Source organism: Stenotrophomonas sp. SI-NJAU-1 (assembly GCF_020883215.1).
GTDB classification, from domain to species: domain Bacteria; phylum Pseudomonadota; class Gammaproteobacteria; order Xanthomonadales; family Xanthomonadaceae; genus Stenotrophomonas; species Stenotrophomonas indicatrix.
Genome location: NZ_CP086598.1, coordinates 2,474,573 through 2,498,136, shown reverse-complemented (window position 1 = coordinate 2,498,136; position 23,564 = coordinate 2,474,573). Strand labels below are relative to the sequence as shown.

21 protein-coding genes are annotated in these 23,564 nt (G+C 67.7%); 8 read left to right on the top strand and 13 right to left on the bottom strand.

Translation table 11 applies throughout. The features are described from left to right. Positions 1-2 precede the first annotated feature (2 nt). From LMF57_RS11480 to LMF57_RS11445, 8 genes are all read right to left on the bottom strand, one after another. Entirely contained in the window at positions 3-1,352 is a 1,350-nt protein-coding gene (locus tag LMF57_RS11480) for a CpaF family protein (RefSeq protein ID WP_229289874.1), read from the bottom strand. After that, the gene (locus LMF57_RS11475) at positions 1,337-2,593 is read right to left on the bottom strand and encodes a fimbrial protein (RefSeq protein WP_324255937.1); all 1,257 of its coding nucleotides are present in this window, start codon (positions 2,591-2,593) and stop codon (positions 1,337-1,339) included. The genes LMF57_RS11480 and LMF57_RS11475 overlap by 16 nt, the downstream gene beginning before the upstream one ends. 28 nt (positions 2,594-2,621) lie before the next feature. Further along, a complete protein-coding gene (locus LMF57_RS11470; RefSeq protein ID WP_229289872.1) occupies positions 2,622-3,980 on the bottom strand; it encodes a type II and III secretion system protein family protein in 1,359 nt (452 codons plus the stop codon). 18 nt (positions 3,981-3,998) lie between these two features. Beyond that, positions 3,999-5,048 carry a Flp pilus assembly protein CpaB gene (gene cpaB, locus LMF57_RS11465; protein ID WP_229289871.1) on the bottom strand — a complete coding sequence of 350 codons (1,050 nt, stop codon included), beginning with the start codon at positions 5,046-5,048 and terminating at the stop codon, positions 3,999-4,001. A 24-nt stretch (positions 5,049-5,072) separates the two neighbouring features. Next, positions 5,073-5,546 carry a TadE/TadG family type IV pilus assembly protein gene (locus tag LMF57_RS11460; protein WP_025878545.1) on the bottom strand — a complete coding sequence of 158 codons (474 nt, stop codon included), beginning with the start codon at positions 5,544-5,546 and terminating at the stop codon, positions 5,073-5,075. Next, on the bottom strand, positions 5,543-6,088 hold the full coding sequence (locus LMF57_RS11455) for a prepilin peptidase (protein ID WP_229289870.1): 546 nt from the start codon (positions 6,086-6,088) through the stop codon (positions 5,543-5,545). Before LMF57_RS11455 ends, LMF57_RS11460 begins: the two co-directional genes overlap by 4 nt. A gap of 100 nt (positions 6,089-6,188) precedes the next feature. Then, positions 6,189-6,371, bottom strand: a complete 183-nt coding sequence (locus LMF57_RS11450; RefSeq protein WP_025878547.1) for a Flp family type IVb pilin — start codon at positions 6,369-6,371, stop codon at positions 6,189-6,191. Between the two features lie 142 nt (positions 6,372-6,513). Beyond that, on the bottom strand, positions 6,514-6,816 hold the full coding sequence (locus LMF57_RS11445; RefSeq protein WP_229289869.1) for a hypothetical protein: 303 nt from the start codon (positions 6,814-6,816) through the stop codon (positions 6,514-6,516). Positions 6,817-7,061: 245 nt separating this feature from the next. Here LMF57_RS11445 and LMF57_RS11440 point away from each other — a divergent pair, with 245 nt between their 5' ends. The 4 genes from LMF57_RS11440 to LMF57_RS11425 all read left to right on the top strand — a co-directional run bounded on the left by LMF57_RS11440 (position 7,062) and on the right by LMF57_RS11425 (position 14,643). Further along, complete coding sequence (locus LMF57_RS11440; RefSeq protein WP_229289868.1) at positions 7,062-8,042, top strand: helix-turn-helix domain-containing protein; 981 nt, start codon at positions 7,062-7,064, stop codon at positions 8,040-8,042. Between the two features lie 724 nt (positions 8,043-8,766). Then, positions 8,767-13,338 (top strand): YadA-like family protein, encoded by a 4,572-nt coding sequence (locus LMF57_RS11435; protein ID WP_229289867.1) that lies wholly within the window; start codon positions 8,767-8,769, stop codon positions 13,336-13,338. A 62-nt stretch (positions 13,339-13,400) separates the two neighbouring features. Then, positions 13,401-14,231 carry an OmpA family protein gene (locus LMF57_RS11430; RefSeq protein WP_229289866.1) on the top strand — a complete coding sequence of 277 codons (831 nt, stop codon included), beginning with the start codon at positions 13,401-13,403 and terminating at the stop codon, positions 14,229-14,231. A 121-nt stretch (positions 14,232-14,352) separates the two neighbouring features. Next, positions 14,353-14,643 (top strand): hypothetical protein, encoded by a 291-nt coding sequence (locus LMF57_RS11425; protein ID WP_229289865.1) that lies wholly within the window; start codon positions 14,353-14,355, stop codon positions 14,641-14,643. Positions 14,644-14,729: 86 nt separating this feature from the next. On the opposite strand, the gene LMF57_RS11420 is transcribed toward LMF57_RS11425, so the two are convergent. Further along, positions 14,730-15,557: a class I SAM-dependent methyltransferase gene (locus LMF57_RS11420; protein ID WP_229289864.1), complete on the bottom strand. Its 828-nt coding sequence runs from the start codon at positions 15,555-15,557 to the stop codon at positions 14,730-14,732. 64 nt (positions 15,558-15,621) lie between these two features. Between LMF57_RS11420 and LMF57_RS11415 the strand changes: the two genes are divergently transcribed. Continuing rightward, positions 15,622-16,026, top strand: a complete 405-nt coding sequence (locus tag LMF57_RS11415; RefSeq protein WP_032975300.1) for a MerR family transcriptional regulator — start codon at positions 15,622-15,624, stop codon at positions 16,024-16,026. Positions 16,027-16,041: 15 nt separating this feature from the next. On the opposite strand, the gene LMF57_RS11410 is transcribed toward LMF57_RS11415, so the two are convergent. From LMF57_RS11410 to LMF57_RS11400, 3 genes are all read right to left on the bottom strand, one after another. After that, positions 16,042-16,758 (bottom strand): MgtC/SapB family protein, encoded by a 717-nt coding sequence (locus LMF57_RS11410; RefSeq protein ID WP_025878554.1) that lies wholly within the window; start codon positions 16,756-16,758, stop codon positions 16,042-16,044. An 84-nt stretch (positions 16,759-16,842) separates the two neighbouring features. Beyond that, positions 16,843-18,609 carry a chloride channel protein gene (locus LMF57_RS11405; protein WP_229289863.1) on the bottom strand — a complete coding sequence of 589 codons (1,767 nt, stop codon included), beginning with the start codon at positions 18,607-18,609 and terminating at the stop codon, positions 16,843-16,845. A 63-nt stretch (positions 18,610-18,672) separates the two neighbouring features. Continuing rightward, entirely contained in the window at positions 18,673-20,754 is a 2,082-nt protein-coding gene (locus LMF57_RS11400) for a TonB-dependent siderophore receptor (RefSeq protein ID WP_208083131.1), read from the bottom strand. A 131-nt stretch (positions 20,755-20,885) separates the two neighbouring features. Here LMF57_RS11400 and LMF57_RS11395 point away from each other — a divergent pair, with 131 nt between their 5' ends. Next, positions 20,886-21,806 (top strand): M14 family metallocarboxypeptidase, encoded by a 921-nt coding sequence (locus LMF57_RS11395; RefSeq protein WP_208083132.1) that lies wholly within the window; start codon positions 20,886-20,888, stop codon positions 21,804-21,806. Positions 21,807-21,873: 67 nt separating this feature from the next. On the opposite strand, the gene LMF57_RS11390 is transcribed toward LMF57_RS11395, so the two are convergent. Further along, entirely contained in the window at positions 21,874-22,725 is an 852-nt protein-coding gene (locus LMF57_RS11390) for a LysR family transcriptional regulator (RefSeq protein WP_208083135.1), read from the bottom strand. A gap of 161 nt (positions 22,726-22,886) precedes the next feature. Between LMF57_RS11390 and LMF57_RS11385 the strand changes: the two genes are divergently transcribed. Then, complete coding sequence (locus tag LMF57_RS11385; protein WP_208083133.1) at positions 22,887-23,240, top strand: SMR family transporter; 354 nt, start codon at positions 22,887-22,889, stop codon at positions 23,238-23,240. Next, entirely contained in the window at positions 23,240-23,560 is a 321-nt protein-coding gene (locus tag LMF57_RS11380) for a multidrug efflux SMR transporter (protein ID WP_025878560.1), read from the top strand. The genes LMF57_RS11385 and LMF57_RS11380 overlap by 1 nt, the downstream gene beginning before the upstream one ends. The last annotated feature ends 4 nt before the right edge of the window (positions 23,561-23,564 follow it).

Sequence of the window (23,564 nt, the reverse complement as noted above, 5' to 3'; positions counted from 1 at the left end):
GCTCAGAAGTCTCCGTACAGGGATTCGCGCAGCAACTGCCGGAACGGCTCCAGCTTGTGCGAATGTGGCTGGAAGCCGAGGCCGATCCAACGGTCGATTTCCTTGCCGCTGCCATCGATCTGCACTTCGTGGCGGAACATCTCCTGGGTGGTGATCAGGTTGTCGCTGACGCCGGTGATTTCAGTGATGGACACCAGCACCCGGCGGCCGCTGCCCAGGCGCGAGATCTGCACGATGAAGTCGATGGCACTGGCGATCTGCCGGCGCAGGCTGTCTTCGCTGCCCTGGAAGCCGGCGAAGCCGGCCAGCATCTCAATGCGGTACAGGCAGTCGCGCGGCGAATTGGCGTGGATGGTGGCCATCGATCCGTCATGGCCGGTGTTCATCGCCTGCAGCATCTCCAGCACCTCGGCGCCACGCACTTCGCCGACCACGATGCGGTCCGGGCGCATGCGCAGGCTGTTGCGCACCAGGTCGCGGATGCTGACCGCGCCCTGGCCTTCGGCGCCACCGATGCGGCTCTCCAGGCGCACCACATGCGGGTGGTTGAGCGAGAGCTCAGCGGTGTCTTCCACGGTGATGACGCGTTCGTTGGCCGGCACATAGCTGGCCAGCGCATTGAGCAGCGAGGTCTTGCCCGAGCTGGTGCCACCCGACACCAGGATGTTGCAGCGGCCCAGCACCATCGCCTTCAGCAGCGCCTGCATCGGCGCATCGAAGGTGCCCTTGGCCAGCAGTTCGTCGGGGGTGAACGGATCCTTGCGGAACTTGCGGATGGACACCATCGGCCCGTCCACCGCCAGTGGCGAGATGATCGCGTTGAGGCGGCCACCATTGGGCAGGCGTGCATCGACCATCGGATTGGAATCATCCAGGCGGCGGCCCAGCGGGGCGATGATGCGGCGCAGGATGCGCAGCAGGTGGGTGTCGTCGGTGAAGCGCTGTGGCGCGCGTTTGAGCTGCCCGCCCTGGGAGACATGCACATCCTTGAAGCCATTGATCAGGATGTCTTCGATGGTGGGGTCATGCAGCAGGTCATCGAGCGGGCCGAACCCGGTCAGCTCCTTGATCAGGCCTTCGGCCACCACCTGCATTTCTTCTTCGTTGATGGGAATGCGCCATTCCTGGATGAAACTGACCGTCTGCACTTCCACCCAGCGGGCGATGGTGTCGGGGGCCCAGGAATCGATGTCGATGCGCTCGTCTTCGATGCTGTTGAGCAGATGCTCGTGCGCGGCCGACAGCACCTTCTGGTACTGCTCGGTCTGTGCGAACGGCAGGCTGCCCGGTGCATGCTCCGGCACCGTGCTGCGGGCGACAACGTGCGGGAACGGGGTCACTTTGTCTTCCATTGCGATCCACCCAGGGCAAGGGCAAGTCTTTCCCGCAGGCCGTGCGCCTGGACCGGGCAGGCAGCCGGATCCAGGCGTTGCACCAGCGGGGCGAGGGCACGCAGGTACGGGTCGCGCGGCGCATCCTGCAGCAGCAGATGGCCATGGCTGGCGGAGGCGCGTACCCGCGACCGCTCGGGCAGGGTGGCCAGCAGCGGCAGCTCGAAGCGGCGCGCGATCTGTTCGGGGCTCATGCCACTGTTGTCGTCGTGGCGGTTGATCACCAGCTGCAGTCGCTTCTCGCGGTCGCGCTGGCCGGAAAGGTGCTTCAGGGCGTGGTCCAGCGACACCAGGGTGGCGATCGATGCGTCGGCCACCAGCCAGATTTCATCAGCCTGGTCCAGCAGCAGCGGCGGCAGCTGCCGCAGCGGGCAGCCACCGGCATCGCACAGTACGCTGGAAAACACGCCGCGCAGTCGTTGCAGCAGCGCACCAGGATCGGACGGCGGCAGGGCGTCGCTGCCGCTGGCACGGTCGAGCAGGACCAGCCCGCTGGTGTGCCGGGCCATCGCCGTGCGGGCCAGGGTGGCATCGATGCGGCTGGCATTGCGCAGCGCGTCTTCGTAGTGGAAGCGGCTGTCCAGGTTGAGGTACAGGGCGAGGTCGCCGGCCGGCTGCGCCAGCTCCATCAGCAGCCCGTCCTGCACGGCGGCATCGCCCTGGGCCAGGGTGCGGGTCTGCTGTGCGAGCACCGACAGGTGCGCGGCCATCGTGCTGGTGCCCACGCCGGCGCGCACGCCCAGCAGCACGATCAGGCGCGCCTTGTGCGCCTGCTGTGCGCTTGCGGCCGGGCGCGGTGAGAGGGCGCGACGCAGGGCGGCTTCGATGCCGGTGTTGTCACTGTCCAGGTCCAGGACATCGCGCAGGCCGGCGCGCAGCGCCATCACTACGCCTTCCACCTGACCGGCGCTGGTGGCGCCCACGGCCACCAGGGTCAATTCGGGTTGGGTCTGCTGCAGCTGCTGCGCCAGTACCGTCGATGCCGAGGCATGCTCCGGGCGGAAGTCCAGCAGTACCAGGTTCTGCGGGCCACGCTGCAGGTCCTGGGCCGAGGTCGGCTCGCTGCTGTCCTGCCAGTGCAGTGCCGTGGCCGGCGGCAGCTTGGCAGCCAGGCGCGGCAGCAGTTCACGGTCGATCCCGTACAGGACCAGGTTCATCGGTGGTCCTTGCGGGTGCAGCGGCAGGGCAGTGGCGTAGGGCATGGGCGTAGTACCGGAGACGTCATGCAGGTCAGCGCGAGAAACCGGGAACCGGATCGCGGCTGATCGGGCCAAGCAGCCACGCGCCCCATTCGGGCATGTTCGGCTTGGCTTCGCGATCGCCGGGCAGCGGCAGTTCGGTATTGCGGGCAATCGGCTGTACCAACCGCGGGGTGACGATGATCACCAGTTCCTTGTCCTGGCGCTTGTAGTCGAAGTTGCGGAAGAACGTACCGATGATCGGCAGATCGCCGAGCAGCGGAATCTTGTTGACCGTCGAGGCCACGGTGGAGCTGACCAGACCGCCGATGACGAAACTCTCACCATCGCCTAGCTCGACGGTGGTGTCGGCGCGGCGGGTGGTGATCGAAGGGATCTGCACGCCGTTGAGCGCGATCGCATTGGTGTAGTCCAGGTCGCTGGCTTCCGGGGCAACCTTCAACGCAATGCGGTTCGGTGAGAGCACCGTGGGGGTAACGGTGAGGCCGATGCCGAAGGGCTTGTAGGTGACCGTGGTCGTGCCGAGCCCCTGCGGCTCCAGGATCGGCAGTTCGCCACCGGCCAGGAAGCTGGCGCTCTGCCCGGACAGCGCGACGAGAGTGGGCTCGGCCAGCACGCGCGCCATGCCGTTGGCCTGCAGCAGGTCGACATCGGCGTTCCACAAGCCCTTGGTCGAACCGAACACCAGCCTGAACGCCGAGGAGATCGGTGACTCGCTTTCGTTGCTCGACTCACCTTCCTTCATGCCAGGCAGGATGCCGGTGTTGCCGGGCAGCTGCCCGCCCGGCCGCGCGAATCCATAGGCGAAACCACCGTTGCGGTTCTGGAAGCTGATGCCGATCTGCTTCAGCGCGGTCTTGTTGAACTCGACCACCTTCACCTCGACCTGCACCACGCCGCCGCTGCTGATGGTGGAGGCATCGGCCAGGCTGCCGTCCTTGCCAAGCGCCATCACCGCGGTCTTCTGCTCCTGCATGTGCGCCAGCACGCTGTCGCTGCTTCCCTGCAGCAGCCCCTGCTGGTCCTGCTGGGTGAACACCAGTCCGCTGGAGCCGGCATCGGCGGCGCCCTGCACGGCACTCTGCACCCGCACCTGCACGCGCTGCGGTTCGCTCTGCTTGCGATGCCAGAGCAGCAGGGTGGTGGTGCCGGGGGCCTTGCCTACCAGCAGCGCCTGGCGTGCGCCGCGCAGCATCACGATGTCAGCTACGCCGGGGTCGGCGATGGCAACCCGTTCCAGGTCGGCTGGCAGCGTCCACGGCCGCTGTTCGCGGGTCTGCAGCAGCAGATCGTCGGCAGCCACGCTCGCACCGGGTGCCAGCAGCACCAGCAGCAGGGCCAGCCAGCGCTGGCGGACAGTGGAGCGTAGGCGGTGGCGACGTTCAGTCATGTGCGCTCTCGGCAAGGGTCAAAGGGAGCCACGGGGGGCAGCAGTGTCACCGCGGATGATTTCGATGCCCGCCGGTCGCGGCGTCGAGCGACGCTGCACCGGTGCACGCGCCGGCGTTTCGTGAACGCTGCGCTGCACGCTGCGGCTGCGGCCAGCCAGCGCATCGCCATCCAGGCCGGCGTAGGCGTTGTTCTCCGGTCGCTGCAGGGCCTGCTGTTGCTCATTGTCCAGGCCGCGCACCGGGTCCAGCACGCCGCGCGCCTGTGGGAACAGCGCCACATCCGGCAGGCCGGTATCGGCGGGATTGCGCAGGGCGAGGAACAGCTTGCCCTGCTGTGCGCCGAGCAGCAGGCGGTTGGCGTCGGCCACCGGCACCGCCAGCACCGCGGTGCGCGCCGGCTGCGTGGCATCGCTACCGTTTGCGTTGCTGGGGGCGCTGCTGGAACCGCTGGTGATATCGGCTGCACGTGAGTCGTTGCCTGCCGTGGCCGGGGCCTGGCCCTGGCTGCTCGTCGGGGCTGCCGCGATGTCCTGCTGTCCGTAGCTGAGCACGCGCAGGCGTGACAGCAGCAACCGCGTCTGTGCGATGTCCTGCTGGCCGTTGTAGCTGGTAGCGGCGCTGCGCAGGTTGAGGAAGACGTCGACGAAATCACCGGGCAGGATGCGGTTGCCTGCCGCGACCAGCTCATCGACCGGCACCGCCAATGCCCGTTCACCCGGCCGCAGCTGCAGCGAGAAGCCCTGTGCCAGCAGGCTGGCAGCAATCGCGCTGCCTTCGCTGATGTCCTGCACCGGCACCTTGCCGACCACCGCTGCCAGGTCGGCAACGGCCCCCGGCACTTCTGCGGTGCGTTGTGTCAGCCGCACGCCATTGGCGCTGATCGGCTCGCCGGCGGGTAGCCGCGCGGTGGCTTCAACGACACTGAAGGTCTGCGCATCGGCCTTCACGATCGTGCTCGGGTTGTCCGCCGAGGCCGCAGGCTTCCGCCCGATCACGAAGGCGACCACGGCCAGCAGCACGGCGAGCGCGATCAGCGCGATGGCGGCGATGCGGGTCAACTTGAGCATGAAAATCGTCTCCTGTACCGATCGTCAGTTGCTGCCGAGGTCCAGCTGGGCGACCGCGACGCTGCGGATGGGGGCCTGCATCACCCAGCCATAGAGCGTGGCGGTGCCGGGCAGGAAGGGATGGGACGCATAGTCGTAGCTCACCGTCACGGTCATGCATTGCACTGTCGCCAGGCCGGCGCAGGGCGCCTGCGGCGAGACCACGATGGCGCCGGTGCCGCCGCCGCTGCAGTCCGGGTTCTGCCCGGAAAACTGCAACAGCCATTGCATGGAGCGGCGGGCCGCCAGGCAGGCGGCGGTGCGCCGCTCGCCGGCGTTGCCAAAGCGCAGCGAAGCACGCGCGCCCTCGGCCGACGCCGTCGCCAGCGTCTGCTGCGCGGCCATGATCAGCACGCCGGAAAAGGTGAGCAGCAGCAGCGGTACCAAGCCGAGCAGCAGCATCAACGCGAATTCGATGCTGGCCACGCCGCGTTGGCGTTGGCGCGCGAACGCTTTCATGCGACGCCTCCATAGGTGGTTGCCAACACCCAGCCGATCGCCGCGAAGGCCAGGTAGGCTGCGTAGGGAATGCCCTGTCGCCCCTCGCGCGCGGCATGCAGTTCGCGCAGGGCGGGGTGACCATTCAAGTGCGCGCTGGCGCGGTTTACCTGCATCTGCAGGCGCAGCGGCAGGTGGCCGGCCAACTGCCGTCCAGCCAGCACCAGCACGGCGTGGGCGCCTGCGGCCAGGCTGGCCAGCACCCAGGCCGGCAACAATGCCTTCCAGCCCAGCAGCAGGCCGAGCACGGCGAAGAACTTCACATCGCCGGCGCCCATCCAGCGCACCGCATAGAACGGCAGCAATGCCAGCAGGCCAAGGGTTGCGCCCAGCAGGTGTGCCGCCCAGGCCATGCGCGTGGCATTGAACTGGCTGGCGATGATCAGGGGCAGGGCGATTGCGCACGCAGCCAGCAGCCAGGAGTTGGGCACGCGGCGGGCATACAGATCGCTGATCGCAATCCGCAGGCACACTCCCATGGCCAGCAATCCCAGCAGTGTCATCGCACACCCTCGTTGTCCGTCACTGGACAGTTGCAGAACCCCTCATCAGCCACCGCGGCCGCCATCGAAGCGACCGCAGGTGCTGCACCCTGCGCGCTGCCTAGGTGGTGGTGGCGTCGGTGGCAATGGCCTGCAGGCGGGTGAACAACGTGGTGAAGAACGCGGTGATCTGGGTTCTGCCCACCACGATCAGGATGCCGGCGATCACGGCGGCCAGCAGCCCGTACTCGAGCGCGGTCACGCCATCTTCTTCTTTCAGGAACTTGCGGATCGATGCGTTCATGACGGTTGTCTCCCTGTACCTGTCAGTTGCTGCAGTAAACCTGCATGGCCGGTGGCCCGGCTCCGCCGGGACCGTCCGTAGGCCCCCGCCATCCTGGCGGAGGAGGCACGGCGGGCAATCCCGCTGCGCTCAAGCAGGGTGATCATTCCCGGGCAGGACAGAGGCCGCGCAACCACGACCACTTGGCGCCATGCCGGTGGCCGAAACGGTATCCCGTAAGTGCATGCTCATGCTGTCCCCCTGGGGTGTGGCCGCCACCTGCGCGCCCGATCACCGCGTATCCCGACTTTGCCTGAATGGCGGTTCCCTGCAACCGGAACCTATATGCAAATTCGGCAGATTCGATCAATTCCTGAATATTCCAATGCTGATCTGTGACCAAAATCCGTTCCTGCACAAAACGATTCATGGTCGTGCAGATAATGTGAGATCGTTCTGCGCGCATGCGAAAACCGTGCCATTCATGCGAACACTTTCTTCACGCGGTTGATAATTCGACAGCGTCGAAACATCCTGTTTACGACTGCAGATTATCGGGCATACTCGCATTCAAGGTTTTGCATTTCAGGGGTGGGCGCGTGCTTTGCAGCGGCCATCACGGCAATGGACGATGCTCTTGGAAGCGGCGTGCGCCCTGTCAGGCAGTGGGGGCGGGGTCGTGTGGCAGACCAAACGGGGGACGACACTGTCATGGTCGATGGTGGGGTGGAAGACAGCGACGACGGCGATCTCAGGTCGATCGACCTGGCCACGCTGAGCGGCGTGCTCCGCGTGTGCGACGTGGAACTGTTGTTGTTGGATGGCAATGGTCCGCGCGCGGCATTCGCTTCGCGCGTTCACGAGGAAGCCCTGTTCTGCAGCATCACCTGTGGCTTCCACTGCCGCGGCCGTTTCATGCTGCCGCCGGACTGGGCAATGCTCGGCTACCTGCACACCACCGATGATGCATTGAGCTGGTGCCATGGCGTGCCGCTGACGCCGAGCATGGCCTTGACCGTGATGCCCGAAGGCATCAGTGAATTCACTCTCAGCCCTGGTACCCAGATGACGCTGATGCTGGTGCCGGTCGCGCGCGTGCAGCGCAAGTTGACCGAGCTGAGCCTGCGCAGCACGCCACCGGCGGGGCAGGCGCTTTCACTGTTCAACCTTGGCGATGATGCGATGCCGCTGGTACGCCATTACCAGCAACTGCACGCGCAGCTGGGGCAGGGTGGTGGGCTGCAGCCGGAAGAAACCGAGCGCCTGCTGCACGAGCATGTCCAGGCGCTGCTCGGTGCCGGCCCAGCCGATCGGCCCAGTTGCAGCCGCGCCCGCCGCACGCATTACCTGATCGCGCAGCGGGCGGAGAACTTCATGCGCCTCAATCTTCGCCGCAATATCTACATGAATGAAATCTGCGACGCCGCCGGCGTCAGCGAGCGTGGCCTGCGCTATGCGTTCGAGGATCTGTTCGGCACCTCGCCCAATCGCTACCTGTCGATGCTGCGGCTGTGCGCGGCCTGCCGCAGCCTGTCGATGGCCGATTCCAACCGGCGCTCGGTCAAGGCCATCGCCCTCAGTTGCGGGCTGTGGGATCTTTCCCGCTTTGCCGACAACTACCGGAAAGTGTTCGGCGAACTGCCGCGTGACACGCTGATGCGCGCGCCGGCACAGCTCGGCCAGCCAGCCTGAGGGGTGTCGGCCGGGCTGCCGCCCGGCGCCCGCCAAAGCCAAAGCCAAAGCCAAAGCCAAAGCAACAGCCGGCGCTGGGCTTTCTGTGGGTTGGCGGGGCGGTGTGGGCTTGCAGGACACGCCGTAAACCCCTCCATGGGGGCTCGATGGCGCCATCCATGGCGCCAACGGTCCTGCAAGCCCACACCGCCCCACCCCTGACAGTTTCCCGAGGGCGGTGGGATTGGGCGTCATGCATTCACCCTGAGCGTAGTGAAACTTCGATTTTCAGTGATTATTTCGATCTAAATCGAAATTGATGATCCGACTTTCCCCGGTCGGGCCTGGCCGGGCGCTACATCTAAAGTGCGCGGGAAACTGTCGAAGGCGGGGTGGGTCCGGTTGCGGGGGTGTCCGCGGCATGGATGCCGCGGCCAAGCCCCCAAGGATGGGTTTACGGCGTCCCCCGCAACCGGACCCACCCCGCCATCCCGCAGGAAACCCGCTTTTGCTTTCGGCTGTTGCCGTTGCCGTTGCCTCTGCGGGTGCCGGGCGGCAGCCCGGCCAGCCCTCCCTGCCGGATTTGCATATGTGGCTGCCGAATCCGGCCGTGGATTTGCCGGAATGCGCGATTGCCCTGCCGGAATGAAGTGCTCAGCCCTCGCTGAAAGGCGCGAAATGTCAGTCACCTGCCTAACGGCAAGTCCACTGACATTCAAGTTGTCCGCCTACGGGGGAAATGCTCATGAACCGCATCTACCGGCGTGTATGGAACCGCCAGCTCAATGCTCTGGTTGTGGCCTCGGAACTGGCCACCGGCGATGGCGGTGGTACCGCACCGCGCGACCGTCGTGCCAGCCTTCTGGTGCCCAGCACCCTGGCCATGGCACTGCTGTGCGTGCTGGCCAGCGGACCTGCGGCGGCGACAGAGGCCAATCAATCGCTGCGCGACCTGCAGGCGCTGGCGGCCAAGTACACCCAGCCGATGCCGGTGAAGGTCGATGCTGAAGTGGCGCTGGCCGCAGCTGCACGACAGGCCCAGGCGAACCCGGCGATCAGTGCCAACGCACGCGTCGGCCTGCAGCTGAGCACAACGTCATTGCCGGTGGTGCGAGACGTGCTGCCGGCCACCGTGCAGGTCAAGCTGGCGGCCGGCGCCGCGCCGCGCCAGGTGCCTGCACCGGCGCTGGGCGCAGACGTGCGCGCCAACATAGGTGTTGGCACTGCAGCCGCTACCCGTGTCGATGCCGCGCTTGCGGCGAACGTCGCACCGGCCGCACAGGCGCCGTTGGGTCTGGCCGCCAACGCGGCAGCAAAGGCCGATGCCGGCATCGCCGGCAAGCCGGTTGCCAGCGTTGACGCCGGCACCCAGGTTGCCGCGGCAGCGGGTGTAACGCCGTCCGGCTTGAAGGCGGCCGTGGATGGCAAGGTCGATGCGCAGCTGGTCGTGGCCGGCAATCACATTGAAGGCCAAGGCCAGGCCGGGGCCACCGCAGCGGTCACACTACCGGCCAAGGAAGAGCTGCCGGGTGACACCGATGACCGCGCGATCACCGCAGCGTTCGATACCGGCGTGGCAGGCAAGGTACGGGTGCAGGGCAAGGACGGCGAGGAAATCGTCGCCGATCGCAATCTCAAGCTGGCCAGCACCGCAGCCGTCGCCGCGCAGAACAGCGCGCTTGGCCTGGGCGGCCTGCTCAACGGCGTCGGCACTGCGCTCAACGGCGTTGGCAGCGCGGTCGGCAGCCTGCTCAATGGTGACCTCAACGGCACCGTCGGCAACCTGACCGGCGCCGTCGGTGGCCTGGTCGGCAATACCCTGGGCAGCCTCGGGCTGACCTCGCCGTCGGCCATTCCGCCGACCAGCCCGAAGGCGCCCGCCGCTGCCGACCCGAACGCGGGCCTGGTGATCGGTACCGGTGGCCTGGTGGGCGGTGTCACCGAACTGCTCGGCCCGACCACCGCCAGCCTGTTCGGCGGCACCGGCTACCTGTCCAACGGCAACCTGAAGCTCAGCACCGCCAACGTCATGCAGACCTATTCCACGGTCAACGTGCTCGGCCTGCCGGTGGTCAATGCAACGCCGGTCGGCACCACGCTCAACGGACTGGGTGGCGCGGTCACCGGTGGCAGCTCGCACCTGACCCTGATCGGTGGCGTCACCTCCGACAGCTACATCTACAACATCAACAACGGCAACCCCGGTGGCCTGCTCGGCCTGCTGCTGCCGACGGACTCGCCGGCCTGGGCGGCCAAGTGCCTGGACATCGCGCTGGCGGACATCTCCTGCTGGGCGGTCAACGCAGCTCAGGACTACCAGGTGCTGATGGGCGATGGCGCCTATGCCAACGGCTCCAAGGAAGTGGTGATCGGTGCCAACGCCCGCCATGAACTGCCCAAGGTCGATGCCAACGTCGCCTTCCCGGGCGCGGGCGCCAATGATCCGAGCGATCCGACCGGCGTTCCCACCGCCGACTATGCAGCACGCATGGGGCACTCGGTGGTGGTCGGCGACAGTGCCAGCGGCACTGCCAACGGGCAGACCCTGCTCGGCGCAGAGAGCACCTCCAACCAGGCCAACTCGGTGGCGCTGGGCTATCGCTCGGCTGCACTGCGCGGCGCGCAGGCCAGCTACAGCGCTTACGGCCTGACCACCGCACAGGTGTCGGCGGGCGAAGTGTCGGTGGGCACCGCAGGCGGTGGCGAGCGGCAGATCACCAACCTGGCGGCCGGCAGCGCCAACACCGATGCCGTCAACGTGGCCCAGCTGAAGGGTGCGATCAGCCAGATCGATGCGGTCGGCGCGGCGGCGGTCACCTATGACCTGGATGGTGCAGGCGACCCCGACTACCGCCGTGTCACCCTCGGCAATGGCACCGGCACCACCACCATCGGCAACCTGGCCGCCGGCGCGGTCAGCGCCACCAGCAGCGAGGCGGTCAATGGTGCGCAGTTGTTCGCCAGCAACGACACGATGGCAAAGTTCTTCGGCGGACGCGCAGCGTTCGATCCGCTCACCAGCACTTTCACCGCACCGCTGTTCGAGATCAGCACCATCTCCACCGGTGGCGCCGTGGCCCCGGGGCTGTATGACAACGTCACCGACGCCTTCGATGCGGTGGATGGTTCGCTGGTCAACCTCAACACCCAGATCAACGACATCCGCAACACCGGCACCCGCTACCTGCGGGTGAATTCGACCGGTGCCGACGCCGTGGCCAGCGGCGCCGAAGCGATCGCCGTCGGTGCCGGTGCCAGCGCAACCGCCGCCAACAGCATCGCGGTCGGTGCCGGCAGCCTGGCCGACCGTGCCAACAGCGTGTCGATCGGTGCCGCGGGCGCCGAGCGCCAGGTCACCAACGTCGCCGCCGGCACCGCCAGCACCGATGCGGTCAACCTGGGTCAGTTGCAGGCTTCAGAAGAGGGCGCGCTGCGCTACGACCTCAACGGCGACGGCAGCGTCAACTACGCAAGTGCGACGCTCGGCCAGTCCGGCACCGCCACCACGCTGCGCAACCTCGGCCCGGGCCAGATCAGCGCGGCCAGCAGCGAAGCGATCAACGGTGCACAGTTGTTCGCGGCCAACCAGACGGTGGCCACCCACCTCGGCGGCGGCGCTGCAGTGGATGCCAGTGGCGTGGTCACCGCGCCGACCTACACGCTCAACAACGTCGCCGCCAATGGCACGGTCAGCCAGGGCAGCTACAACGACGTCGGCACGGCTTTCGATGCGGTCAGCAATTCGCTGGCCAATGTGGCCGAGCAGACCGATGACCTGGACGCACGCGCCGTGAAGTACGACGTGGACGGGAGTGGCAACGTGGTCGATACCGTGACCCTCAGCGGCACCGGCGGTGCACCGGTGAAAGTCACCAACGTGGCCGCCGGCAGCATCCTGGCGGGCAGCAGCGATGCCATCACCGGCGACCAGCTGTTCAGCACGCACCAGACGGTGGCCAGCTACTTCGGTGGCAGCACCGTGTACAACGGCAGCACCGGGCTGTGGACCGCGCCGACCTTCAACATCTCCACCATCGCCACCGATGGCACCATCACCGGCAACGACTACAGCAACGTCACCGCTGCGTTCTCTGCAGTGGACGGCTCGCTGCGGGTGCTCAACCAGCGCATCAGCAGCGGCGGCGGCAGCCCGTACCTGGCGGTCAACTCCACGGCTGCCGCAGCCACGGCCACCGGTGCCGAAGCACTGGCGGTCGGCCCGCAGGCCAGCGCAGCCGGTGCGGGCAGCGTAGCAGTCGGCAACGGTGCCAATGCCAGCGCGGGCAACAGTGTTGCGCTGGGTGCCGGTTCGGTGGCCAGCGTCGGTGCGCAGACCGGCTATACCGGTGCCTATGGCCAGGCTGGCGCCAGCAACTCGTCCGGTGAAGTGGCGGTGGGCAGCAGTGGCAGCGAGCGCAAGATCACCCACGTGGCCGATGGCTCCGACGACCACGATGCGACCAACGTCGGCCAGCTGAAGAACGGCGTGAACTACGCCATCGACCAGTCCAAGGCCTACACCGACCAGAAGATCCAGAACATCACCAACGTTGCCGGCAGCTTCCGCGCCAACAACAGCAACAACCTGGCCGATCCGGCCGCCACCGGCGCCAACTCCGCCGCGGGCGGTGCCGGCTCCACTGCGGCCGGGGCCAACTCGACCGCATTGGGCAACGGCTCGCAGGCGCAGGCAGACAACTCGGTGGCGCTGGGTGCGGGCTCGGTCGCCAACCGCGCCAATACGGTGTCGGTGGGTGCAGCCGGTGCCGAACGCCAGGTGGTCAACGTGGCCGATGGTTCGCAGGCGACCGATGCGGTCAACGTGCGCCAGCTGCAAGCTTCGCAGCAGGGCACGATCCGCTATGACACCACCACCAACGGCACCACCAATTACAACAGCGTGACCCTGGGCAGCACCAGCAGCGGCCCGACCACGGTGCGCAACGTCGCTGCCGGCACCGCCGGTACCGACGCGGTCAACGTCGACCAGCTGAAGTCGGGCATGGCGCAGACCCTGGACTGGTCCAAGGCCTACACCGATGAGCGCATGGGCGGCTTCGAACGCGACCTGCGCAAGACCGACAACCGCGCCTCGGCCGGTATCGCCTCGGCGATGGCAACCGCATCGCTGCCGCAGCCCAGCGAGGCTGGCCGCAACATGGCCTCGATCGCCGCCGGCAGCTACAACGGCGAATCCGGCGTGGCCCTGGGCATCTCCGGTGTCTCCGAGGGCGGTCGCTGGATCTACAAGTTCAGTGGTTCCACCAACAGCCGCGGCGAGGCCGGTGTGGCCGTCGGTGCCGGCATCCAGTGGTGATCGCCTGCGCCGGGTCGCATTCGCGGCCCGGCGCAGCGGGCAACGTCTACAGGGGGAATGACATGAAACCGCATCGCATCGCTCGCAGTGGCCGCGTCGCCGCCACGCTGGGCCTGATCCTGGCCGCGGGGCTGCTGGTTGCCTGCCGCAGCCACGCACCGGCCGCCGACGGCCCCGCCGACAGCACCGCCGTCACCTTCCCGGAGGCCAGCAAGGCATCGCTGAAGGAAGGCATCTATCCGGATATCGCCGACCTGCGCCGGTTCGCACCGGGCATGAGCAAGCGCCAGCTGTACACGTTGCTCGGCACCCCGCACTTCAACGAAGGCATGTGGGGCGTGCGCGAGTGGAACTACCTGTTCAACTTCCGCACCGCACAGGGCGCGGAGTACTTCACCTGCCAGTTCCAGGTGCGCTTCGACAACAAGGGCATCGCCCAGGGCGGCTACTGGAAGCCTGAATCGTGCGCAGCGGTCCTCGACCCGCCGCGTCCGCCGCCACCGCCGGCGCCCTTGCCGGAGCAGCCGCTGCGGCTGGCTGCCGATGCACTGTTCGGCTTCGACAGTGCCGTACTCAGTGCCAGCGGCCAGCAGGCCGTGCAGGGTGTACTGGCGCAGGTGCGTGAGGCCAGCCAGGTGCAGTCGATCCAGGTGGTCGGCTACACCGACCGCATCGGCAGCGCTGCCTACAACCAGACGCTGTCGCAGCGACGTGCCGAGGCGGTGCGCATGGCGCTGGTACAGGGCGGCGTATCCGCAGCGAGCATCAGCGCTGAAGGGCGGGGCGCGGCCGAACCGCTGGTGCAATGCGACCAGCGCAACCGCCGCGAGCTGATCGCCTGCCTGGCGCCCAACCGCCGGGTGCAGATCGCGGGCGTAGCCCGATCACACTGAATCCCCGCGCCGGGGCGTGCCCCGGCATCCCGAGTCCCCCCTGTTCTGCCGGCAGGACGTGGAAACGTCTCCCCCGTTTTCCACGCCTGCCGGTGGGCAGGTCTGTTCCCTGGTGCACCTGATGAATGCCCAATTCCTGCCCCTGTCCATGAAGACGGAAGCCACTCTCAGCGTGTACGGCCAGCTCGGCAACCATGCGGTCGTGCGCATTCCCGGGCGCCGGCTGCCGGGCCTCATCCTGCAGGCCGACACCGTTGCCGGCTTCCTCACCCAGCTGCAGGAAGCACAGGCGTCCCTGCGCAGCGGCCGCGCGCAGCGTGCCGACGCCGAGCTGGACATGCTGGTCGACATGCTCGAGCAGTGGTACGCGCTCATCGAATCGCGCCTGGCTGATGCCGGCGAGGCCTTGTAGAGAAAAGAGGGGACGGAGGGGATCAGGTCGTTTCCCGCACAACCGGGGCATGAACGACTTGATCCCCTCCGTCCCCTTTTCTGTTGCTATGCGCGGGCGCGGATCATCCAGCAGGCGGTTTCCACCCGCACACGATCACCGTCGATGAACGGTGCGAACGCGGTCAGCGCCTGCTGCAGCAGCGCTTCGGCGCGTGCGGCCGGCAACGCACGCAGGGCCAGACCCACAGGTCCGAGCTGGCCGACGTAGCTGGCCAGCGCATCACGGCTGAGGAAACAGGTCAGGTCCAGCGGCGCGATGTCCACGTCCTGCCATCCGGCACGCTGCAGCAGCTGGCGCACCCGTTTGCCATCGGCGAAAGCGAACTGCCCCGGTGCACCCGGTACCCGCGCCGGCAGCACCAGCTGGTCTGCAAGGGCGCGCTCGGCGGTGGTCATGAACGGATTCTCCTGCGCGCTGCGCCAGGCGATGCAGCGCAGGCCCGCGCCCGTTCGGGCGGCACGGTGCAGGTTGGCGAAGGCGGCCTGCGTGTCCTCGAAGAACATCACCCCGAAACGCGACTGGATCCAATCGTAGCGCGCCGTTGCGAAGGGATGGCGCTGGGCATCGGCAACGATGAAGTCGATCCCGCGCCCGATCGCTGCGGCGCGCTGGCGGGCCAGGTCAAGCATCGGTGCGGAGATGTCCACGCCCGTGCAATGGGCGTCAGTGCGTGCTGCGGCGGCGCTCAGCGTACTGGCGCCGGTGCCGCAGCCCACGTCCAGCAGTTCCGTGACGGCAACCGGCAGCTCGTCGCGCAGGGCATCGGCCATCGGTTGGAACAGGCCGTCCAGCAGGGTCTGCTGCGCGACCCAGTTCTCGCCGGCGGCGCCGTTCCAGAGCGTGTTCTGATCGAGCGGGAGTGAATCGTCCATGGGCTTGCCTTGCGCGGGGAGTGCGGCCATGGTGGCGCTTGAAGCCCACTTGAGGTCAAGCGCGATGCAGGAACTGGATATCGGTGAGGTGGTCCGCCGCAGTGGCGTGCCGGCCTCGACGCTGCGCTACTACGAGCAGCTCGGCCTGTTGCAGGTACTGGGGCGTCGCGGCCTGCGCCGGCAGTACCACGAGCAGGTGCTGGAACGGCTGGCACTGATCGGCCTGGGGCAATCGGCAGGCCTGTCGCTGCAGCAGATCGGCGCAGCGATGCCGCAGGGGGCAGGGCTTGCACTGGATCGCACGGCATTGCTGGCCCGGGCCGATGCGCTGCAGCAGCAGATCCGCAGATTGCAGCGGGCGCAGGATCGGCTGCGGCGGGCTGCCGCCTGTCCACACGCCGAGGATGCTCGGCGCTGCGTGTCGTTCCGCAGGTTGCTGCGAGCGCAGCAGCGCGTAGCGCGCGGATGAACTGCCGACACCCGCTCAATCGCGGGTGCTGACTTCCCAGGTGGCATGCAGCACGCCCGGCACCTGTTCCATCCGCGCCAGCACCACGTCCAGTTCGTCGGCGCTGACCGCGGTGCTGACCAGCACTGCGATCACATCAGTGGGGGCATCGGCGTGCTCCACCAGTTGCACGTCGCCAACGGGGTACTGCGCGGCTTCCAGCGCATCGACCAGGCGCTCGCGCACGCGCGGCACCGCGTCGGCATCCACGCTCAGGCGCACTTCGTAGGTCGCTTCGCTGGCGGCTTCGTTGATCGGGATGCGGTTGATCGCGTTCACCAGTGGCCGCAGCAGGGTGTTGCCGGCGATGATCAGTACGGTCAGCAGCACGCCTTCGGCCAGCATGTCCGCGCCGGTGCAGCTGCCCACGGCAGCCGAGCACCACAGCGTCGCGGCGGTGTTCAGGCCGCGCACGTTCATGCCTTCCTTCATGATCACGCCGGCGCCGAGGAAGCCGACGCCCGAGACGACGTAGGAGATGACCCGCACGGCCTCGGCGCTGCCGGCGATGCGCATGCCCAGGTCAACGAAGGCGGCAGCGCCGACCGCCACCAGCACGTTGGTGCGCAGGCCAGCGGTGCGTTGCCGGTACTGGCGTTCGGCGCCGATCAGGGTGCCGAGCACGAACGCCGCCAGCAGGCTGACCACGGTGTCGGCGAAGGGGCCGGGCTGGAAGGTTTCAATGAAGCGCATGGCCGCAGTCTACCTCCCGCAGGTGACAGTAGATCCACGACACGCGTGGAGGGGCAGGGGACCTCATCCGCGCATGGCGTGGATCTACTCGTCGACGCGCTCGCCCATCATTTCGCGCTGGCGCTTGTCCAGCTCCTCCGCATAGCGCTTGCGCACGAATGCTTCAGACACCACGCCCAGCACCTGGCCATCATCGGCCACCACCGCCAGCTCGTCGGCCTGGGTCTGGTCAAACCGCTGCATCACGCTCACCACGTCCGCGCTGGCGGCAAGGGCCACGTCGCGGTTCTCGGCGAACGTACCCACGACGTCCTCGGGCTTCACGCCGTCGCCGAACAGGCGCGGAATCTGCACGATGCCGGCGTAGTGGCCTTCACTGTCGATCAGGATCGCCCGGCTGCCCGAGCCCAGCGGGAAGCGCTGGCGGAAGGCGGCGGCATCGAGGTCGGCCGGGGCGGTGGCCACGCCCTTGCGCATCATCCGCCCGGCATTGAGGTTGTGCACCCAGCCGATGTCACGCGCGCTCTTGATGGTTTCCCCGCGCAGGTGCATGCGCCAGGTCGAGAAGGAATAGCCGAACCACTGCCGCACCAGGGTGCTGGACACCAGCACGGCGCTCATCACCACGCTGGTCAGCAGGAAGTCGTGGGTGCCTTCCAGCACCAGCATGGCCATGGTCATCGGTGCGCCAACCACCGCCGCGGCCAGTGCAGCCATGCCTGCCAGCGCTGCCGAGGTGGCGTCGACCACCGGGACGCCGGTGGCCATCGCCAGCAGCCCGGCAAACAGCGTGCCGACCAGGGTGCCCATGAACAGCGAGGCGAAGAACAGGCCGCCGCGGAAACCGAAGCCCAGCGAAATGCCGGAGGCCAGGCATTTCAGCGTCAGCAGCCCGCCGATCCAGATCAGCGGCAGATGGGTGGTCAGGTCCAGGTGCAGCGCTCCGTGGCCGGACGACAGTACCTGCGGGCTGGCCAGCGCCAGGGGAATCAGCAGCAGGCCGCCCACCACCGGGCGCCCCCACAACGGCAGCGGGCTGCGCTTGACCGTGCCTTCGATGGAGGCGATCAGGCGCATCACCACGATGCCGACCATCGCACAGCAGCAGCCGAGCAGGCCGTAGATCGCATAGTCGGCAGCGCGCACGTCGATGGTCGATGCCGCCGGCAACAGATAGGCCTCCACGCCGGCCTGGTCGGCAACGAAGGCGCCGGCCAGCGCGGCCACCGCAACCGGCGCCAGTGCCGCCGGCGTATAGGCACCGATGACGATCTCGAAGGCGTAGAACGCCCCGGCCAGCGGTGCACCGAAGGCCGCGGCGATCGCACCGGCGGCACCAGCACCGACCAGGATGCGCACGTCGTTGCGGCGCAGGCGCATCACCCGCCCGAGCTGCGAACCGCTGCCGGCGCCCATCTGCGTATACGACGCCTCCAGTCCGACCGAAGCACCGCAGCCATTGGAGACCAGGGTCTGGGTCAACACGATCAGGTTGTCGCGCATCGACATGCGGCCGCCATGCAGTGCATTGGCTTCCACGGCATCCAGCAGGGGGCGTTTCAGGCGCGTGGCAGCCAGGCTGACCAGGCCCACCACCAGGCCACCCAGCGGCAGCACCAGCAGGGCAGTCCAGGTCAAAGCGGGCAGCGAGCTCAGGCGCATGCCCTCGTCCAGCCCATACAACGCCGTCTGCAGGGTGCGTGCCAGCCCAGCCTGCAACAGGGTCAGGCCGCCGGCGATCAGCCCGACCACCAGCGCCAGGGCGATGAACCACAGGTCGCTGCCGCGCAGGCGCAGGCGCAGGCCCTGGAAGGCCAGATGCAGGCGCGATGGCGAAGCGGTGGAGGACATGGTGGCGGCATGATACGCCGCCACCGTGAGCGCTACCGTCACCGCATCGGGCGGTTGCCATGCTCAGAAGCGGTAGCGGCCCTGCACGTAGAACGTGCGCGGCGCGGCCACCATGCGCCCGGCGTTGCCATCCACGTTGCGGGTGTACCAGCGCTTGTCGGCCAGGTTGTTCACGCCCACCGCGACCTCGCTGTCGGCCAGCCAGGGCAGCTGCCAGGCGGCCTGCGCGTTCCACAGGCGTACGCCGGGTACACGGCCTACGCGCGCGTCGGCGGCTTCTTCCCAGGTGTTGGCGGCATCGGAGAACTGGCCGCTCTGGTGGGTGCTGGACACGTTGAAGGTCCAGCCGGCCAGCGCATAACGGGCGCCGACGCTGTCGGTATCGCGCGCATAGAACGGCACATCCAGGCCGCGGTTGTCGCCGGACTGCTGGATGGCCTTGGTCCAGGTGTAGTTCGCGTACAGTTCCAGCCCGGCCAGCGCGCTGCTTTCGGCAAAGCGGTACTCGATCGCGCTTTCCACGCCCTTGTGGTCGGTGGCGCCGATGTTCTGGAAGGTGGGCGGGGTGATGCCCGGCACCTGCAGGATCTGGTTGTCGAAGCGCATCTTGAACACGGTCACTTCCGCACGCAGCGCGCCATCCTGCCAACGCGCGCCCAGCTCGGTGGTCCTGGCGATTTCCGGGTTCAGCGGATTGGTCGCGCTCTGCGAGTTCAACTGGATGTTCTGCACCGGCCCGAACGAGGTGGTGTAGTTGCCGAACACGGTCAGCTGCGGGGTCAACAGGTAGGCGACGTTGAGCGAGGGCAGGGCCTTGTCGTTGCGGCTGCTGAAGGTCGCGCCGCCGCCGGCCTGGCGGCGGTCCATGTCGATCCACTCCATGCGCACGCCGGGCGTGATCCGCCACCGACCGATGGCGATGCGGTCATCAAGGTAGAACGAGTGCGCATCGGTGGCGTTGTCGAAGCGGGTGGCCGCGCCGGTCGCACCGGTACGGCGGGTAACGGTGTAGCTGCGGTCGTTGCCGCGCTCGCGCAGGAAGCGGTAGCCGGCGGTGATGTCGTGCGCGCTGCTGCCCCAGTGCAGGCGCTGGGTGTAGCGTGGCTCGATGCCGAGCACACGGTAGTCGCGCGGCTGCACCGTGATCTGTGTGTTGGCCGCGTTGATCAGCGAACTGGCCCGGTTGCTTTCGTTGTAATACGCCAGCACCTCGAACTCGCTGTTCTCCGACAGCGTGTTGGTGTAGCCCAGGTCGATGCCGGTGCGATGGCCCTTCCAGAAGTCGGACGGGCGGGTGTTCTGGAACGGATCGGCCTGGTACTGGGCACGGGTCACGCCGCCCGGAGTCAGGGAGCGCACGTCGTAGTACGACAGCTTGGCGCGCAGTTCCTGCTGTGCGTCGATGGCATAGGCGAACTTCAGCGCCAGATCATCGAAGCGGTCATCGCTGCCCTGGCGCCAGCCGCGGCCGTCCTGCCCCGAATACAACAGGGCCATGCCCAGGCCGTTGTCGGCGGTGCCGCCGAGGAACGCGTTGTACTGGGTGCTGTCGCCGCCGCCGTGGTCGTAAGCGCTGTAGCGCACGCCGGCCTCACCATGCAGGCCAGCCTCGGTCGGAATCGCGCGGGTACTGAAGTTGATGATGCCGCCGACATTCTGCGGCCCGTAGCGCACCGCACCGCCGCCGCGTACCACGTCGATCGACTCGATGTTGGCCAGGCTGGCCGGGGCGAAGGAGAGCTGTGGCTGGCCGTACGGCGCAACTGCCAGCGGTACCCCGTCCAGCAGGACGGTCGAGCGCGGCGAGTAACGGCCGGTCAGGCCGCGCACGCCGATGTTGAGCGAGACCGAGCTGCCAGCGGTGCCGGAGTTGTCGGTGACCTGCACGCCGGGAATGCGGCGCATGGCATCGCCCAGGCTGGCGGCGCCGCTGGCCTCGATGCGCTGGCGATCGACCACGGTACGCGCGCCAGCGAAACTCTTGACGCTGTCGTGCAGGCCGGTGCCCAACCAACTGCCCGACACCTGGATGCTGTCGAGCGTGGTGGCGCTGTCCTGCGCGAGCGCGCTGGTGACCGGAAACACGCACAGGGCGAGGGCGGCAGCCAGGGGCAGGTGGGCCGGTTGCGGGGCAGGAATGGGCATCGGTGCAGAGTGTGGAAGGCCGTAAATGAGAATTATTGCTGATTCCATTCGCCATTGGAATCGGTCCTCCGTTCAGCGCTTTTGCCCGGTGGTAAAGTGGCCGATTGCCTCCTGACCCGCTGAGAACTGCCATGTCCACTGCTGCTTTCTACCCCGTCGGTACCCCTGGCCAGCCGTGGGGCGTTGCGGAAAGGGAGCAGTGGCGTGCGCGCCAGCAGCGCCTGCGCCGTTACGACGAGGAGGTGCTGCCGCGCATCGATGCACTGGCCGGGCACTTCGACAAGGTGGCCTACGGCCAGCTCGACTATGCAGGCGAGACCTACACGCTGTTCGCCCTGCGCAGCCACGACTGGAACCCGGCGTTGCCGGCCGCGCTGGTGACCGGCGGCGTGCATGGCTACGAGACCAGTGGCGTAATGGGCGCGCTGGAGTTCCTCGAAAAACATGCCGCCCACTACGCCGGCAAGGCCAACCTTCTGGTCGCGCCGTGCGTGAATCCGTGGGGCTTCGAGCGCATCAACCGTTGGAACTTCGATGCGATCGACCCGAACCGCAATTTCCGCGCGGACGGCCCGGCCCGTGAATCGACGGCGCTGATCGAACTGATCGCACCGTTGAAGGGCCAGTTCGTGCTGCACATCGACCTGCACGAAACCACCGACAGCGACGAGAGCGAGTTCCGTCCCGCACTCGCCGCGCGCGATGGCAAGCCGTTCGAACCGGGCCTGATTCCCGATGGCTTCTACCTGGTGGACGACAGCGGGAATCCGCAGCCGGCCTTCCAGCAGGCCGTGGTCGCCGAAGTGGAGAAGGTGACCCATATCGCACCGGCCGACGACAAGGGCGAGATCATCGGTTCGCCGGTGGTCGCGCATGGTGTGATCGAGTACGCGCTGGTGCAGCTGGGCCTGTGCGCCGGCATCACCGGGGCGAAGTACACCACCACCACCGAGGTCTACCCGGACAGCCCCCGCGCGACGCCGCAGCAGTGCAACGACGCGCAGGTGGCGGCGGTGTGCTCGGCGCTGGATTACGCGCTCGCCCATCGTTGATCGGTAGTGCCGGCCGCTGGCCGGCAACCACGGGGCAAGGGGATGCCGGCCAACGGCCGGCACTACCTCACCCCAACGCCTGGGCCCACCACAACGCTGCCGGTCCCGGTGGCGTATCGCGGCGCCACACCAGGTCGCTGTGGATGCGGCGCGGCCAGCCCGGCACGCGCAGTTCCAGCAGGCGGCCCCGGTCGTAGCGCTGCACCAGCGCACGCGGCAGCTCGGCCCAGCCGATGCCGTCCTCGGCCATCTCCATCACCATCAGGTAGTCCGACGCGGTCCATGCCGGCCCGCTGATCGGCGGCGCGTGGTCGACCAGCGCGCTCAGCCGCACCTGCCGATGCCGGGCCAGTTGCGCCGCTGCGCGCACGCCCGCCTGTGCAAGCGGATGATCGCTGGCCACGTACACCGCCAGTTCGCTGTGGTGGGCTAGGGGCTGGGCCACCAGCGCATCGGGGTACTGCGCCTGGCGCGGCAGCAGGCCCAGCCCGGCGCGGCCAGCATCCACCAGTTCCAGCACGTCGCGCCCCTCGGCATCCAGCCATTCCAGCTCGATCTCGGGAAATGCGTCGGCAAACCGCTGCAGCACACGTTGCGCCGGATCGAGCTGGTAGACATCGGAGAACACCACGGTCAGGCGTGGCTCCACGGGTGCGGCCAGGCGCACGCTCAGTTGCTGCAGGCGCGCGTCGGCGGCAAGGATTTCCTGCGCGTGGCCCAGCACCTGCCGGCCGGCGTCGGTCAGCTGCGGATAGCGGCCGCTGCGGTCGAACAGAACCATGCCCAGGTCCGCTTCCAGATGGGCAATGGCAGTGCTGACCGTGGACTGGGTCTTGCGCAGCCGGCGGGCGGCCGCCGAGAACGAGCCCAGCGCGGCGGCCTCGACGAAGGCCTGCAGGGATTCGGGAGAATAGGGCATTGATCCATCGCTCATGTCGATGGAATCCATTTTGATACCACCGTAAAAGACGATGATACTGGCCGCCGTCGCCCCTGTCTGCGGGGGCGTTCCGGATCATCCACGCACGGCGTGGATCTACTGGCGACGGGGCGCGGTACCCGTTGCGCAAGGAGCTTCACATGTCCCGACCTGTTCCCGCCCGTGGCGCCTACGTCGCCTGGGCCTGCCTGACCGTGGCGATCGTCGCCGAAGTGGTCGGCACTTCCTTCATGGCCCATGCCGCCCGCGATGGCGGCTGGACCGGCTATCTGGTGATGGCCGCCGCGCTGGCGCTTTCCTATTACTTCCTGGCGCTGTCGGTGCGCCGCATCGCCGTCGGCGTGGCCTATGCGGTGTGGGAAGGCCTCGGCCTGACCCTGCTGACCGTGGTCGGCATCAGCGTGTTCGGTGAGAGCCTGTCGCTGCAGCAGCTGGCCGGCCTGGTGCTGGCGGTGGTCGGCATCGTCTGTGTCACCCTCGGGGAGGCGCACTGATGAACATGATGGCCCTGTTTTTCGTGATCTGCTCGGCGCTGATCGATGTGGCCGCCAACATGATGGTGGCCAAGTCCGATGGCTTCCGTCGCTGGCGTTGGGGTGTCGGCGCCATCGTGCTGGTCTGGATCGCCTTCGCCCTGCTGGGCCAGGCCGTGCGCTACATGGACCTGGCGACCGCCTATGCGATGTGGGGCGCGATCGGCGTGATCGGTACGGCCACCTGCGGTCGCCTGCTGTTCGGCAACCGCCTGCGCCCGATTGGTTGGATCGGCATCGGCCTGGTCACGGCGGCCGTGCTGCTGCTCAGTACGGCGTGATCCC

What these genes read in the sequence shown, in the direction of transcription:
- LMF57_RS11480 (WP_229289874.1), bottom strand. Translation starts at nt 1,352, where the DNA reads ATGGAAGACAAAGTGACCCCGTTCCCGCACGTTGTCGCCCGCAGCACG.
- LMF57_RS11475 (WP_324255937.1), bottom strand. Translation starts at nt 2,593, where the DNA reads ATGCCCTACGCCACTGCCCTGCCGCTGCACCCGCAAGGACCACCGATG.
- LMF57_RS11470 (WP_229289872.1), bottom strand. Translation starts at nt 3,980, where the DNA reads ATGACTGAACGTCGCCACCGCCTACGCTCCACTGTCCGCCAGCGCTGG.
- cpaB (WP_229289871.1), bottom strand. Translation starts at nt 5,048, where the DNA reads ATGCTCAAGTTGACCCGCATCGCCGCCATCGCGCTGATCGCGCTCGCC.
- LMF57_RS11460 (WP_025878545.1), bottom strand. Translation starts at nt 5,546, where the DNA reads ATGAAAGCGTTCGCGCGCCAACGCCAACGCGGCGTGGCCAGCATCGAA.
- LMF57_RS11455 (WP_229289870.1), bottom strand. Translation starts at nt 6,088, where the DNA reads ATGACACTGCTGGGATTGCTGGCCATGGGAGTGTGCCTGCGGATTGCG.
- LMF57_RS11450 (WP_025878547.1), bottom strand. Translation starts at nt 6,371, where the DNA reads ATGAACGCATCGATCCGCAAGTTCCTGAAAGAAGAAGATGGCGTGACC.
- LMF57_RS11445 (WP_229289869.1), bottom strand. Translation starts at nt 6,816, where the DNA reads ATGCGCGCAGAACGATCTCACATTATCTGCACGACCATGAATCGTTTT.
- LMF57_RS11440 (WP_229289868.1), top strand. Translation starts at nt 7,062, where the DNA reads ATGGTCGATGGTGGGGTGGAAGACAGCGACGACGGCGATCTCAGGTCG.
- LMF57_RS11435 (WP_229289867.1), top strand. Translation starts at nt 8,767, where the DNA reads ATGAACCGCATCTACCGGCGTGTATGGAACCGCCAGCTCAATGCTCTG.
- LMF57_RS11430 (WP_229289866.1), top strand. Translation starts at nt 13,401, where the DNA reads ATGAAACCGCATCGCATCGCTCGCAGTGGCCGCGTCGCCGCCACGCTG.
- LMF57_RS11425 (WP_229289865.1), top strand. Translation starts at nt 14,353, where the DNA reads ATGAATGCCCAATTCCTGCCCCTGTCCATGAAGACGGAAGCCACTCTC.
- LMF57_RS11420 (WP_229289864.1), bottom strand. Translation starts at nt 15,557, where the DNA reads ATGGACGATTCACTCCCGCTCGATCAGAACACGCTCTGGAACGGCGCC.
- LMF57_RS11415 (WP_032975300.1), top strand. Translation starts at nt 15,622, where the DNA reads ATGCAGGAACTGGATATCGGTGAGGTGGTCCGCCGCAGTGGCGTGCCG.
- LMF57_RS11410 (WP_025878554.1), bottom strand. Translation starts at nt 16,758, where the DNA reads ATGCGCTTCATTGAAACCTTCCAGCCCGGCCCCTTCGCCGACACCGTG.
- LMF57_RS11405 (WP_229289863.1), bottom strand. Translation starts at nt 18,609, where the DNA reads ATGTCCTCCACCGCTTCGCCATCGCGCCTGCATCTGGCCTTCCAGGGC.
- LMF57_RS11400 (WP_208083131.1), bottom strand. Translation starts at nt 20,754, where the DNA reads ATGCCCATTCCTGCCCCGCAACCGGCCCACCTGCCCCTGGCTGCCGCC.
- LMF57_RS11395 (WP_208083132.1), top strand. Translation starts at nt 20,886, where the DNA reads ATGTCCACTGCTGCTTTCTACCCCGTCGGTACCCCTGGCCAGCCGTGG.
- LMF57_RS11390 (WP_208083135.1), bottom strand. Translation starts at nt 22,725, where the DNA reads ATGCCCTATTCTCCCGAATCCCTGCAGGCCTTCGTCGAGGCCGCCGCG.
- LMF57_RS11385 (WP_208083133.1), top strand. Translation starts at nt 22,887, where the DNA reads ATGTCCCGACCTGTTCCCGCCCGTGGCGCCTACGTCGCCTGGGCCTGC.
- LMF57_RS11380 (WP_025878560.1), top strand. Translation starts at nt 23,240, where the DNA reads ATGAACATGATGGCCCTGTTTTTCGTGATCTGCTCGGCGCTGATCGAT.